Origin of the sequence: Chryseobacterium endalhagicum (genome assembly GCF_016745235.1) — a bacterium.
Lineage (GTDB): Bacteria > Bacteroidota > Bacteroidia > Flavobacteriales > Weeksellaceae > Chryseobacterium > Chryseobacterium endalhagicum.
Genome location: NZ_JAELVM010000003.1, coordinates 447898 through 461827 on the forward strand (window position 1 = coordinate 447898; position 13930 = coordinate 461827).

The following is a 13930-nucleotide window of genomic DNA, read 5'->3' on the forward strand; positions in this document are numbered from 1 at the left end:
AAATACATTTAGATCATTATGGCAAGAAAGCTTTCAACCGACTGATTCTGATCTGGTGAAAAACCTTTTAAATGCTACGCATAATTCAATATTGATGGAATAAAAAAACTTTGAAAAGTTATGTTTTTTACATTTTTTAATTCTATTTTTGTGTATATACTAATTAAAAAATATAAATTATGGGATTTGTTAAAGAATTTAGAGACTTTGCTTTCAAGGGCAATGTACTTGACCTGGCTGTCGGTGTCATCATCGGTGGAGCGTTCGGGAAAATTGTTTCCTCATTGGTAGAAGATGTTATTACACCGCTTTTGCTGAATCCGGCTTTGAAAGCTGCAGGTGCTGAAAACATTTCAAAACTTTCATGGAACGGGGTAACTTACGGGAATTTCATTTCTGCTGTGATCAGTTTCCTTTGTATTGCCATGGTGCTGTTCTGGATCATCAAAGGAGCCAATAAAATCGTTAAAAGAGAAGAGGCTGCTCCGGCAGGACCTACTGCAGACCAACAATTGCTTACGGAGATCAGAGATCTTCTTAAAAGCAAGAATAATATATAAAAACAGAAAAGACTGCCTTAAGTGGCAGTCTTTTTTTTACTATTTTGATTTGTTCTTTTGCCTTGAAGCAAAATGAACCAAAAATTCAAGACTTAGAAACTTCCACTAAAAATGAAATCTGTTCTCTAAAAACTCTAAATTGACTCTCTCCGTTCGTCGAACCACTTCGTTAGGTTTCGTGCGGAAGCATTCTATGTTTAGAATTAAAATCTGTCCCGCACTCGGACAATAGAGTTTTCTTAACGTTCACAGAATTCATTTTCTTAACCTTCCAGTTTCTTAGGTCACTTGTAGGACTTTCTATTTAATTTAGTCAAGAAAAAGACCATCTCAGTTAAGAGACAGCCTTCTTTTATTTTTATATGGTTCAGCTGTTACTGAATCTGTAAAATGCTTGAGATCTGCTCTGCCAGAGAAAGCCCGATCCTGTCCTGTGCTTCTAAAGTAGAGGCTCCGGTGTGAGGCGTCAGGGAAATCTTTGAATGATTCAGTATAGCTTTGGAAGGCGTAGGCTCATTAATGAAAACATCAAGTCCTGCAAATTTCACCTTTCCGGAATCCAATGCATCAATTAATGCTGATTCGTCGATAACACCACCTCTTGAACAGTTCACGATGGCAACACCGGTTTTCATCATCTCAAATTCATCTTTCCCGATCATGTATCCGTCTTTCTGAGCCGGAACGTGAAGCGTGATGAAATCCGAATGTTTCAAGACGTCCTGAAGCGGTTCTGTTTCAATATCTACGTTGATGAACTGGTTATTGTAGAATTTCACCTTGATGCTTGCTTTTCCTACATTATTATCCGCAGCTACCACTCTCATTCCTAATCCAAGGGCAATTCTGGCTACTTCCTGTCCTATTCTTCCCATCCCAACGATTCCGATGGTTTTTCCTCTCAGTTCAATCCCTGCAGTATAGGCCTTTTTAAGTCCGGCAAATTCCGTATCTCCTACCAACGGCATTTTTCGGTTTGAATCCTGAAGGAATCTCGCTCCTGAAAACAGGTGGGCAAAAACCAGTTCAGCCACTGATTCTGAAGAAGCAGAAGGCGTATTGATTACATGAATTCCTTTCTCTCTTGCATAATCGACATCAATATTATCCATTCCTACTCCGCCACGTCCGATAATCTCTATGGAAGGACAGCCGTCAATAATATCTTTTCTTACCTGTGTAGCACTCCTTACCAACAGGGTACGGATCTTATGCTCATTAATGTAATCTACCAAAAACTCCTGCGGAACTTTTGCAGTGATTACTTCAAACCCTTTTTCAGCCAGCGCATCAATTCCAGATTGATCCAGCCCGTCATTTGCTAAAACTTTCATAAATACAATTGATATTAAAAGTGAAAAAGATTTAAAAATTAAAGGTTTCGGGTGTGTACACCTCAGTCATTTAATTTTTAAATCTTCGTATATGTTGTCTTAATCTTTGAAAACTTCAATAGTAACCTGCTTTTCTACAAGGTCTGTAAATTTGCCTTTGTATCTTGTAGCTCTCACCAGGTGGTTGTCTATCCAGTGGTAGTTTCCTCCTCTTGGTTTTCCGCAGAGTACGCTGTGGTATTTGAAACCATGTTTATCAAGCCAGTCGATGGTGATTTGCTTCAGATTTTCTGTTCTTGAAGTAAAAAAACAGATCTGATGTCCTTCGTCATACCATTTATTCACTGTAGCAAGCGCATCAGGATAAGGCTCACAGGTAACCATTCTTTCCGGTTCTTCATTCGGAACGTCATCTGTAATGGTTCCGTCAATGTCTATTAAGTAATTTTTTACTCCATCCTTAAGAATCGGACTTAAATGCTCTTTGTATTCTAACTCCATTACTAATTATTAAGATGCAAAGTTAAGACTTTTATAAACAAAGAAAGTATTAAATTGAGTTTAAGTTAAAAATTTACTATAAAAAATGTTATTTAATGAATAAAATAAGTAATTTATTCGTTTTTTAAAGCATTATGATTAAAAATTTTCTTATTTATCTTTTTATCCCTATAATATTAAAATTAGATAGTATTTATCCTACTTAAAGTTTGACCTAATGATATTTTATTTTTTTAACCACAGATGGCACGGATTTTCACAGATGATTATGTTTTAGCTTTGTTTTGAATGATTAGTTGATCATTGCCGTATTTTTACTTATAGTCTGAAACTCAAAAATCAGCAATTTTGCCTTTCCGCTTTTTTTCCTTTTTCTCTTGCCATTCCAAAGAATATGATGTTTATCCAAAAATTTTCAAAATACATTTATTAGGCTTACATTTGTAGAAATGGAAGAATTTGTAGTTTTAGTAAATCCTGAAGATGAAGTTCTGGGTCTTATGGAAAAGCAGCAGGCTCACATCAACGGTCTTCTGCACCGTGCATTTTCTGTATTTTTGTTCAACAGCAAAGGTGAGATGCTCCTTCAGAAAAGAGCGTCCGGAAAATACCATTCTCCCAATCAGTGGACCAATGCCGTATGCTCTCATCCAAGAGAGGATGAAACGTATATAGACGGTGCCAAGCGCAGATTACAGGAGGAACTGGGAATTGAAGCTGAGCTTTCGGAAAAATTCAATTTTATCTATAAGGCAGATGTGGGAGGCGGTCTTTGGGAACATGAACTGGACTATGTTTTTACAGGAGATTATGAAGCGGATTTTCATTTGAATCAGGACGAGGTGGAAGAAGTAAGATTCATTTCCATTGAAGATCTTGATAAGGAAATGGCTGAAAATCCTGAAAATTTTACGGCATGGTTTAAAATTATCCTTGAAGAATATAAACACCATTTTTAATTGATGAAAAAAATCCTTCTTGTCTCCGCTTTTTTATCGGTAAGTCTGTTTTTTGCCCAGAAAGCAAAAGTGTACGACACGCCCAGCTACTCTATCAACGTTCCTGAAGGCTGGAGATCTACGAATGACAGTGAAATAGTGAATATTTTCCCTGATAATGAGATCGGAGCCATTACCATTTCGGAATACCACGATCTGAATCTTCCGAAAACAGAAATGAAAAAATTTATCCTGGCTCTTTACAAATCTGAGGAACCGGAGAGTAAAATAAAAGAAAGCAGGGGTAAAAAAGGATACACCGAATTTTTTTACGAATATTTTGATGAAAAGGAAAAACTGTTCTGGATCACCAGAGCATTTCAGAAAGACAAGGATTTGTATCTTGTTTCTATCAACTGCGGCCAGAAATTCTGGAACGGAAATTATATGAGCCTCTTTAACGAAACTTTCAACAGCTTTAAAATAAAGAAATAAAAATTAAATATGAAGAAAACAGCCTTATACGATAAACACGTTTCTTTGGGCGCTAAAATCGTACCTTTTGCAGGATTTGAGATGCCTGTACAATATTCCGGTGTTACGGAAGAGCATTTTGCAGTAAGAGAAAAAGCAGGATTGTTCGATGTTTCCCACATGGGACAGTTTTTTATTGAAGGTCCGGGATCTAAAGATCTTTTACAGTTTGTAACAACGAACAATGTAGACGCTCTTGAAAACGGAAAAGCCCAATATTCTTGTCTTCCCAACGAAAACGGAGGAATCGTGGACGATCTGATTGTTTACAAAATGGAAGACGACAAATATTTTGTTGTGGTAAACGCTTCAAATATTGAAAAAGACTGGAATCATATTTCAAAATATAATACGTTTGGTGCCCAGATGACCAACGCTTCTGACGAAATGTCATTATTAGCAGTTCAGGGACCAAGAGCTACGGAAATCCTTCAAAAGCTTACAGAAACCAACCTTTCTGAAATTCCTTACTACAGTTTTGTGGTAGGAAGTGTAGACAGAATTGAGAATGTGATTATTTCCAACACAGGATACACGGGAAGCGGTGGTTTTGAGATCTATTTCAACAATGCAAACGCAGAACAGCTTTGGGATGCTATCATCAATGCAGGTGAAGCAGAAGGAATTGTTCCTGCCGGACTTGCTGCCAGAGATACTTTAAGACTGGAAAAAGGTTTCTGCCTTTATGGAAATGATATTGATGATACGACCTCTCCTATTGAAGCAGGATTAGGATGGATCACCAAATTTGATAAAGATTTTGTTTCTAAAGAGACATTCGCAAAACAGAAAGAAGAAGGCGTTACCAGAAAACTGGTAGGTTTTGAACTTCAGGACAAAGGCGTTCCAAGACATGATTATCCGGTAGTGGATGTGGAAGGAAATGTGATTGGAAAAGTAACTTCAGGAACACAGTCTCCTATGAAAAAGATTGGATTGGGTCTTGCTTATGTAGCTAAACCTCACTTCAAACTGGGTTCTGAAATCTTCATTCAGGTTAGAAATAAAAATATTCCTGCAAAAGTAGTGAAAGCTCCTTTCGTATAAATATTCAAAATATTCAGAAAAAGAAGAGGCTGTAATTCATTTTACAGCCTCTTTTTTTGATTAGTAGCAGATACAGCAGATCGATCTGTCCGGATTGCAGGCATCACCGATACCCGGTCTGTTGGAAATCACACCTCCTGCCGGGCCGCATAATATACTACATACCGGAATCCTTGCTGCTCCTCCGCTGATCTGTTTCAATTCAGATCTGTTCAGTTTTTTTGTTGTTAAAAAGTTTTTTTTCATGTTACTATTTTTTTGGTGATTCTAATATAAGCATTTAAGAATTAATGGTTTTCGAATTGGTTTCTTAAAAGTATTATGCAATACATGAATTAAATAATCATAAAACATAATTAAAGCTGAGTTAATAGACTTATTCTTTCAATTATCTTCTTTTGCAGGAAAAAATTGATGGATAACAAAAACTCAATCAACAGAAGGAAATTTCTTAAACATTCACTGCTTGCAGCAGGAGGAATCTTTATTGCTCCTTTAATTGAAAGCTGCTCGGACGATGATATTACCAATCCCGGAAGTGGCCCTGTTGATCTGCAAAATAAAGGATTTGAAACCGGAGTAGCCAGTTTTGATCCCACCCAGACAGGCGTGATCATCTGGACGCGATACTCTGTAGCTGTAGATGCTGAAATTACCTGGGAAATCAGCAGAAACAGTAATTTTTCCGATATTGTAAGATCAGGAAAGGCCAATGTAACGTCAGTGAATGATTTTACCGTGGCCGTGGATGTTCAGAATATTCCATCCCATACGAAATATTACTACCGATTTTATAATATTAAAACCAAGGAAACCAGTGTGACAGGAGAAACGCGAACGCTGCCGTCAAAAACAGATTCAGTAAATGACGTGAAAATGGCCGTGGTTTCCTGTTCTAATTTTCCTGCGGGGCTTTTTAATGTCTATGGAGCAATCGCTCAGTCTGATGCAGATGTAGTGGTTCACCTGGGAGATTATATCTACGAGTATGCTCCGGGACAGTACGGAACCAACCCTTATACCAATCAGTTGGGGAGAGCTCATCAGCCTGCAAAAGAAATCCTTACGTTAAGCGATTACAGGGAAAGATACAGACAGTACAGAGGAGATAAGAACCTTTTGCTCCTGCATCAGAAAAAACCGTTTATCTGCGTTTGGGATGATCATGAGTTTGCCAATGACACCTATAAATCCGGGGCAGAAAACCATCAGCCCAATGAAGGAAGTTTCGATGCCCGGAAGATGGCCGCATTCCAGGCGTATAGCGAATATATTCCTTTAAAAACAGGAAAAGATCTGAGAATCTACAGAAGCTTCAACTTTGGAAACATTGTATCGCTTTATATGATGGATACAAGAGTAATTGCAAGGGACAAGCAGCTGGACTATGCAGATTACCTGGATGCCGCCGGAAATTTCGATCAGGTAAAATTTAAAACCGATTTTCTAAGTTCCGGCAGAAAACTGATCGGAAGTGAACAGATGTCATGGCTTGGTTCACAGATCAATGCGGACACCTCAACATGGAAAGTTTTGGGCCAGCAGATCTTAATGACCAAAATGCTGATTCCCGCCGAAATGCTGATGGTACTGAACAGAATTCTTGCAGAAATAAAACAGTACGGAAGTGCACAGCCTGCCACGATGTTATTACTTAAAGACACTATTTCCCAGCTGATTGTTCTGAAAATGAGACATCAGCAGCAGGATCCTACCCTTACCCCTCAGGAAATCGCGAGAATTACAACCACCCTGCCTTATAATCTTGATGCCTGGGACGGTTACTTTATGGAAAGAGAGCAGCTCTACTCCATTCTTGCAGGAAAAAAAGTAGTGGTTCTTGCAGGAGATACCCACAATGCATGGCTGGGAAAACTGACGAATGCTCAGGGGAATTTTATAGGAACAGAACTGGCTTGCAGCTCCGTCTCATCTCCGGGACTGGAAGGCTATCTGGGGATCACTTCTGATCCTACACAGGCTATAGAACTGGCCCAGGCATTTTCTGTCCTTATAGATGATCTGGAATATGCCAATCTGTATAAAAGAGGCTATCTGAATGTGAAATTTACTTCGGGAAGTGCACAGGCAGAATGGAAATTTGTAGACAATATCGTTTCAGAAATCTATACTACAGTGACCGAGAAGACGTATACAATCAACTGATAAGAAATGCATTTAACCTGAGGATTAAAAGGCGGGAAGCTGGAAGATAGAGGCTGGAAGTTAATATTAGACAATGATTCAACAGCTGCCTTTAAATTGGTTGAAGCGGGATTAAAAAAATAATAAAAACCCGGGATTTCTGGCTTTAGGCTTCAATAACTTCCCTCTTCGTGCCTCAGACTTCCTGACCCGATCATACAAACGAAAATGTTTTATTCCGAAGTCAGGGTACATTTAATTTAAAATAGAAAAGAGCTGTAGAATGAATCTGCAGCTCTTTTATAATCGTATAAATATTTTTTTAATCTTCTGCTTCCACTCCAAAGAATACCCTCAAAGCTTCCACATTCTTTTTATCATTTCCAACAAAGATCTCCTTATCTGTAAGGAAAACCGGACGTTTTAAAAAGGTATAATGATCCAGAAGAAGATCTTTAAAATCTTTCTCTTCAAGCGTTTTTACATCCAGATTTCTTAATTTGATCTGTGTGGATTTTTTACTGAATAAGGCTTCGTAGGATTTTGTTTTTTTGTGCATTGCACTCAGCTCCTCCTTTGTAATGGGTTCTTTTTTGATCTCACGCAGTTCCCAGTCACTCAGGTCGAATTGCGCTAAAATCTTTCTGCATGTATCGCATGTATTAAGGTAAAATACTTTCTTCATTATGATTCTTTAAATCTGTTTGTTATTTAAATTCCACCGCTTTTCAGCAGTTTGGTCTTTCAAAAGTAGGATTTAATCCAAGATTCTGGAAATTATTAAATAACTTTATTAAAATTTTATAAAGATGCAGAACAAGCCCATCACTTTTCAGTTTATTTCAGAGCCTTCAGATGTCAATTACGGAGGAAATGTACATGGAGGAAGCGTTATGAAATGGATTGATCAGGCAGGTTACGCCTGTGCCACCACATGGAGTGGAAATTATTCGGTGACCGTTTATGTGGGCGGGATCCGTTTTTATGAGCCTATCAAGATCGGGGAAGTGGTAAAAGTAGATGCACAGGTGATTTATACGGGATCATCCAGCATGCATATTTCCATTAATGTATTTTCCAGAAACCTGAAGCAGCCTACTTTTGATAAAAAGACGCACTGCATCATTGTTTTCGTGGCAGTGGATGAAAACGGCAAAAAGCTTCCCGTTCCCAAATGGATTCCTGAAACCCCAGAGGAAAAGCAGCAGGAACAGTATGCAAAACGCCTGATGGATCTGAGAACCCAGATTGAGGATGAAATGAAGCCTTTTTTATAAGCTATCAGTTTTTTTCTTAATTTTGTATAAAACTTTAACTATGAAAAAAATATTAATAGCATTTATCTTAGCTGGCCAATTTTCTTATGCACAGTCCATTGATCCCTACTTTGGATCAGGAGGTACCTTGACATTAGGTGAAAGTAGCGAAATGGGAAGCATGATTTTCAATTCTGACGGTAATCTTATTATTTCAGGAAACTTATATGGAAAGTTATCAATTCATAAGGCCACTTATAACGGGCAATATATTAATGATAATTTTGCTCAGACCAATACAACTATCTGGCGTGGCATTGTTGTCCTTCCATACGGAAATTTTCAGGGACAAACTTTTTATGAATCTACCTATACGAAACTGATTCAGTTAAGTAATAATAAATATTCAATATTGGGTAACTACAGGTCAGAATCACCTTCCTCCAGTGTTAAATCATTTTATAGTCTGTTACTTAATAATAATGGTGTTGCAGAAAAATACAACTCTATTAAAATGGATTATCCGAATTATGCCACCAGTAATTCACCTAGTTTCTATGACAAAGTCACTGATTTTGTAGAGTTATCTGACGGAAAGGTGTTACTTTGTGGAATTGCAGATTATAATTATCCTAAAACCAAGACTGCGCTGACTAGATTTAACCAGGATGGAACTGTTGACACCACTTTCGGAAATAACGGACGATTATATATAACAATAAATGAAAACAATAGCAATGAAAGTTCAGGAGCAAAGAATGTTTTTCTTCAAAACGACAAGCTGATCATTGTAGGTACCGGTAATATCAATGACCCTTCAGGAACTCCCATCAATAATGACATTTACATGATCCGATTAAATCTTGACGGGACCTATGATACAACTTTCGGAAATAACGGGAGGCTGATATTTAATCTAGATATTCCCAATCCTTCTCAGTATTCAAAAGCAGTTTGGGATAATAATGGCAATTTTTATATCACCGGCTACTCCAATTTATCTAGTGTACCCGCATCTCCATCCTACCAGACTTGGATTGCAAAGGTATCACAAGATGGAATAATGAACTCTTCATTTGGAACAAACGGAATCGTAAAACATAATTCGTATATGCTTACTGGTAAAAGTGGAAGACTCTTAACTGTAGCAGCCAATAATACAGGAGTGTATATTGCCCAGGAATATCCTGATATGTCTCATGGCTCAAATGTTAGCGGACCTGATGCATATATTAGTAAATTTAATGTAAATGGTACTATTGACAATACCTTTGGAAACAACGGGTTATTTTATTCGATTGGTTCTACTCCCAAAACAGATATGATCTTCGATAATCAAAACAGACTTATGATTTCCGGTAAAGTATATGGACCCAATCACATTAATGGTGCGGTAAGAAGACTCTCCCCAACAACATTATCGACATCTGAAACGACTCCATCAGAAGTTTTTTCATATTATCCAAATCCTGTAAAGGATGTCTTACATATTGTTATGAAAAGAGAAAGCGAGATCAAGGAAATACAGCTACTAAGTTATTCGGGACAGTTTATCAAGAATATTACTTTTAATAAAAACAGTAAAACTATTTCCGCTGATGTAAAAGATGTTGCTTCCGGAAGTTATCTTCTTAAAATTAAAACTAATGATAATTATCAAACCTTAAAAATTATAAAAGAATAAGTAACTGTTTTTTTATATTCGATAATCCTGTATCTGATAGTGTAGTTAACAAATACATCATAACTATTAATCAATAAAGTGGATATAAATCATTTTCAAAACAATTATTAAACATAAAAACTAAATCTTATTTCTATATTTGCATCAAAGGAAATGGTGCTCTTCCTTACCCAACCGCTTTACAGAAGCTGATGACGCCTGATTAAGAGATTATTAACCAATAACTTATCAGGATTATCATGTCAAAAAATCAAAGAACAATACGCAGAAAAGCAGTTTTTCATACCCGTTTTTTTTTCAGAAAATATCCGGCACTGCCTTATATTTCCAAATGGTTATGCATCAGTATCATTATTGGTGCTTTGGTGGGAACAGCTTCTGCAGGATTTTTACAGTCTCTGAACTGGGCAACGCAATTCCGGGAACATCATATCTGGCTGATCGCCCTGCTTCCTGCTGCCGGTTTCTTGATTGGTCTCCTTTACCATTATTTCGGAAAAGATATTGAGGCTGGAAATAACCTGCTCATCGACAGTATTCATGATCCTAAGGAGATTATTCCTTTCAGAATGGCGCCTTTTGTTTATCTCGGAACTATTGCCACCCATTTCTTTGGAGGTTCAGCAGGCCGGGAAGGTACTGCCCTTCAAATGGCCGGAGCTATTGCAGACCAGCTCAGCAAACCGTTTAAACTTGACAGAAACGAAAGAAAAATACTACTGATCGCCGCCATTGCAGCAGGTTTCGGATCTGTTTTCGGGACACCGCTCGCCGGGGCCGTTTTCGGACTTGAAGTTTTTCTGATCGGAAAAATACGGTATAATGCCATCTTCCCGGCATTTGCTTCAGCTATTCTTGCAGATATGGTCACCAATCTCTGGAACGTCAAACATACCCATTATCATATCGCCAGTATTCCTAAGCTGGAATTTCTGCCTATTTTGTACAGTATTCTTGCAGGAATTGCTTTTGGAATCTGTGCAGCAGCTTTCAGCAAGGTTATTCACTGGGCCGGTTCGGTTTTTAAATCAAAGATCAAATATCCGCCATTCCGTCCTGTAATTGGAGGAATTATCGTTGCTCTGGCAGTTTTTGTGATGGGAACAACGAGATATATAGGATTGGGAATCCCCGTGATCCTGGAATCATTTGAAAAACAGCTTCCATTATATGATTTTGCGTTAAAAATGATCTTTACCATCGTAACCCTTTCGGCAGGATTTAAAGGCGGTGAAGTCACTCCTTTATTTTTCATCGGAGCAACTCTTGGAAGCGCATTATCACTGTTTATTCCCTTACCGTTTGGGCTTCTTGCCGGAATGGGTTTTGCAGCCGTTTTTGCCGGAGCTACCAACACTCCTCTGGCCTGCATGCTGATGGGAATTGAATTATTCGGAGCAGAATCCGGAGTGTATATTGCCATTGCGTGCGTGGTCTCCTATCTTTTATCGGGACACAACAGTATTTATAGCAAACAGAGGATGGGTGAAGTGAAAAGCGGGAGGTGAGTGCGGGTTTCGAGGTTCGGGTTATCGGGGTTGCGAGTTGCTGGTTGCGTAGGAGAGTTGGAGGGTTTTAAGGAGAAGGAAATATTACTGGTGGTTTCGAGAACCTCAACCACCAGATGGTTGTCCTTTATTCAATATTTCTGAATCACAGTCTCAAACTCGCCAAACCTGAAATACTAAAACACTCCTTTTATAAAATCTAAAACATTTCCACTCTCACCTCGTAACCTGCCACCCTGATAACCCGAAACACTAAAACGCTCCAACTCGTATCCCGCATCCCGAAACTAATCACTCATCATTTATAACTCATAACTCAAACAAGCGCTCCAACTCTAAAACCCTCCAACCCTAAAACTCTCCAACTCTCCAACACCAAAACCCTCCCACACAACCCGAATCCGAATCTCACATAATTTAACTAAATTTGTTATCCAAGACTAATACCATGTTTGATTACAGACTTAAAGTTTTTCATACCGTAGCTTCCAGACTGAGTTTTACAAAAGCTTCGGAAGAGCTTAATATTACCCAGCCCGCGGTCACCAAGCATATCAAAGAAATTGAAAATCAGCTTGCTGCCAAATTATTTGACCGGAAAGGAACGAGCATCCAGTTAACTGCGGCCGGAGAAATTCTGTTTGAATATGCAGAAAAGATCCGGAGTCTGTACCGTGACCTTGAATTTGAAATCAACCAGTTTAATCAGGAGCATAAAGGAAAACTGATTGTAGGGGCAAGCACAACGGTAGCCCAGTACGTTCTGCCTGAAATTCTGGCCACTTTCCATTCTTATTACAAAGACATTAAAATTGAACTGATTACCCAGAATACGGAAACGATTTCGGCTCTTCTTAAAGAGGGAAAAATAGATGTAGGCATTATTGAAGGGGAATCGCAGTCTTCATTTTTTGAATATCACCCCTTCAAAGCAGATGAAATTGTTCTGGTCGCCAAATCCAATCATCCGCTGGCCCGTAAAAATCTGCATCTGAAAGATTTATATGATCTGGATCTTATTTTCCGGGAGCAGGGTTCGGGAACGCAGGAATTTATTCAGAACCGTTTAAAGGAAAAAGGGATTCACCTGGAACATCTTACCGTCATTATGCAGCTTGGAAGCAGTGAAAGCATCAAGAACTATCTTCTTCATTCCGAATGTATGGCTTTCCTGTCCATCAGCACGGTTTTGAGTGAGCTTAAAAACAATACCCTCAGCATTATAGATATCAGGAACTTCAGCATTGAAAGGAACTTTCATTATATTCTTCCCAAAGGGGAACAGTCCGAGCTGATCAAACTTTTCCTGAAACACCTTAGTTATAACTAAAAGTTATATTCAATAACAAAATACAATTTATTTTGTGATGATAATTTGCGGAATTTTGAAGCATGATTTCAAAGTTCTATAACGTGAAAAGTTTTATTCAAAATGAAGCCTCACAAAAAATAATTTTCATCGGATCAGGTCTTATCTGTCTCACTCCATTGGTCTCCTCACCCATTGCACTGGCTTTAGGTTTTGGATTGGTCGTTTTTATAGGCAATCCGTTTGAAAAATATCTTCATCAATATATCCATCTTCTGCTTCAGATCTCTATTGTCGGGCTGGGTTTCGGTCTTAAGCTGGATGAAGCACTTCAGGCAGGAAAATCGGGTTTTGTTCTTACTGTTGCGAGTATTTTAACAGTAATGATTGCCGGATACATTTTAGGAAGGGTATTTAAGCTTGAAAAAAAACTATCCTATCTTATTTCTGCGGGTACGGCTATTTGTGGCGGAAGTGCCATTGCAGCGGTCTCTCCGATCATTAAGCCGGCAACAAAAGAAATCTCTCTGGGACTTGCCATTATTTTCACTCTGAATTCAATCGCATTGTTTGTTTATCCGGCTGTAGGACATTTACTGCAGCTTTCGCAGGAACAGTTCGGCCTTTGGTGTGCGGTGGGAATTCACGATACGAGTTCTGTTGTAGGTGCAGCGGGAAAATATGGTGATGAAGCTTTAAAAATAGCAACTACTGTAAAGCTGGCGCGTGCTTTATGGATCATCCCGGTTTCTGTGATCACGATGTTTATCTTTAAAAATAAAGAATCCAAAATTAAAATACCGTGGTTTATCGGCTGGTTTATTCTCGCTATCCTATTGAATACTTATTTTCCTGTGTTTGACAAAATCAGCAGTTCTGTAACTACCGTAGCGAAATCCGGACTGAATCTCACTTTATTCTTTATCGGTTCTACCCTTTCACTTCAGACTTTAAAAACAATCGGGATCAAACCGTTGGCCGCTGCGGTTATCTTATGGGTGATGATCAGTGTAGGAAGCCTTATTTATATCATCAGCTAAATGACAAAAACCTTTTGGAAGGTCCCAAAAGGCTTTTGCGTTTATTAAATGTGGAAATGTTTATTTCTTACTGA

At 38.3% G+C, this 13930-nt stretch carries 14 protein-coding genes and 1 riboswitch; of the genes, 10 read left to right on the forward strand and 4 right to left on the reverse strand.

Annotated elements, in window-relative coordinates:
- The first annotated feature begins 179 nt into the window (after window positions 1-179).
- Window positions 180-560, forward strand: coding sequence for a large conductance mechanosensitive channel protein MscL (mscL, locus tag JET18_RS17710; RefSeq protein WP_202093260.1), 381 nt, complete (start codon window positions 180-182; stop codon window positions 558-560).
- A 374-nt stretch (window positions 561-934) separates the two neighbouring features.
- Here mscL and JET18_RS17715 read toward each other — a convergent pair whose 3' ends face one another.
- Window positions 935-1894, reverse strand: a complete 960-nt coding sequence (locus JET18_RS17715; RefSeq protein ID WP_202093262.1) for a D-2-hydroxyacid dehydrogenase — start codon at window positions 1892-1894, stop codon at window positions 935-937.
- A 99-nt stretch (window positions 1895-1993) separates the two neighbouring features.
- Entirely contained in the window at window positions 1994-2395 is a 402-nt protein-coding gene (locus tag JET18_RS17720) for an LNS2 domain-containing protein (RefSeq protein ID WP_202093264.1), read from the reverse strand.
- Window positions 2396-2844: 449 nt separating this feature from the next.
- Between JET18_RS17720 and idi the strand changes: the two genes are divergently transcribed.
- The 3 genes from idi to gcvT are packed head-to-tail and all read left to right on the forward strand — an operon-like array spanning window position 2845 to window position 4914.
- Complete coding sequence (idi, locus tag JET18_RS17725; protein WP_202093266.1) at window positions 2845-3354, forward strand: isopentenyl-diphosphate Delta-isomerase; 510 nt, start codon at window positions 2845-2847, stop codon at window positions 3352-3354.
- Between the two features lie 3 nt (window positions 3355-3357).
- On the forward strand, window positions 3358-3828 hold the full coding sequence (locus tag JET18_RS17730; protein ID WP_228728589.1) for a hypothetical protein: 471 nt from the start codon (window positions 3358-3360) through the stop codon (window positions 3826-3828).
- 9 nt (window positions 3829-3837) lie between these two features.
- The gene (gene gcvT, locus JET18_RS17735; RefSeq protein ID WP_202093270.1) at window positions 3838-4914 is read left to right on the forward strand and encodes a glycine cleavage system aminomethyltransferase GcvT; all 1077 of its coding nucleotides are present in this window, start codon (window positions 3838-3840) and stop codon (window positions 4912-4914) included.
- A 60-nt stretch (window positions 4915-4974) separates the two neighbouring features.
- Here the strand turns inward: gcvT and JET18_RS17740 are convergent, their stop codons facing one another.
- Window positions 4975-5160, reverse strand: a complete 186-nt coding sequence (locus JET18_RS17740; RefSeq protein WP_202093272.1) for a hypothetical protein — start codon at window positions 5158-5160, stop codon at window positions 4975-4977.
- A gap of 168 nt (window positions 5161-5328) precedes the next feature.
- On the opposite strand from JET18_RS17740, the gene JET18_RS17745 reads away from it, so the two are divergent.
- Entirely contained in the window at window positions 5329-7080 is a 1752-nt protein-coding gene (locus JET18_RS17745; RefSeq protein ID WP_202093274.1) for an alkaline phosphatase D family protein, read from the forward strand.
- A gap of 301 nt (window positions 7081-7381) precedes the next feature.
- Here JET18_RS17745 and JET18_RS17750 read toward each other — a convergent pair whose 3' ends face one another.
- Entirely contained in the window at window positions 7382-7744 is a 363-nt protein-coding gene (locus tag JET18_RS17750) for an arsenate reductase family protein (RefSeq protein WP_202093276.1), read from the reverse strand.
- Window positions 7745-7868: 124 nt separating this feature from the next.
- On the opposite strand from JET18_RS17750, the gene JET18_RS17755 reads away from it, so the two are divergent.
- The 5 genes from JET18_RS17755 (at window position 7869) to JET18_RS17775 (ending at window position 13856) form a co-directional block, all read left to right on the forward strand.
- Window positions 7869-8336 carry an acyl-CoA thioesterase gene (locus tag JET18_RS17755; protein ID WP_202093278.1) on the forward strand — a complete coding sequence of 156 codons (468 nt, stop codon included), beginning with the start codon at window positions 7869-7871 and terminating at the stop codon, window positions 8334-8336.
- Between the two features lie 40 nt (window positions 8337-8376).
- Entirely contained in the window at window positions 8377-9999 is a 1623-nt protein-coding gene (locus JET18_RS17760) for a T9SS type A sorting domain-containing protein (protein ID WP_202093285.1), read from the forward strand.
- Between the two features lie 140 nt (window positions 10000-10139).
- Window positions 10140-10207: riboswitch (Fluoride riboswitch) on the forward strand.
- A gap of 31 nt (window positions 10208-10238) precedes the next feature.
- On the forward strand, window positions 10239-11507 hold the full coding sequence (locus tag JET18_RS17765; protein WP_202093287.1) for a voltage-gated chloride channel family protein: 1269 nt from the start codon (window positions 10239-10241) through the stop codon (window positions 11505-11507).
- A gap of 448 nt (window positions 11508-11955) precedes the next feature.
- Window positions 11956-12837: a LysR family transcriptional regulator gene (locus JET18_RS17770; RefSeq protein WP_202093289.1), complete on the forward strand. Its 882-nt coding sequence runs from the start codon at window positions 11956-11958 to the stop codon at window positions 12835-12837.
- Between the two features lie 62 nt (window positions 12838-12899).
- Window positions 12900-13856, forward strand: coding sequence for a YeiH family protein (locus tag JET18_RS17775; protein ID WP_202093291.1), 957 nt, complete (start codon window positions 12900-12902; stop codon window positions 13854-13856).
- The last annotated feature ends 74 nt before the right edge of the window (window positions 13857-13930 follow it).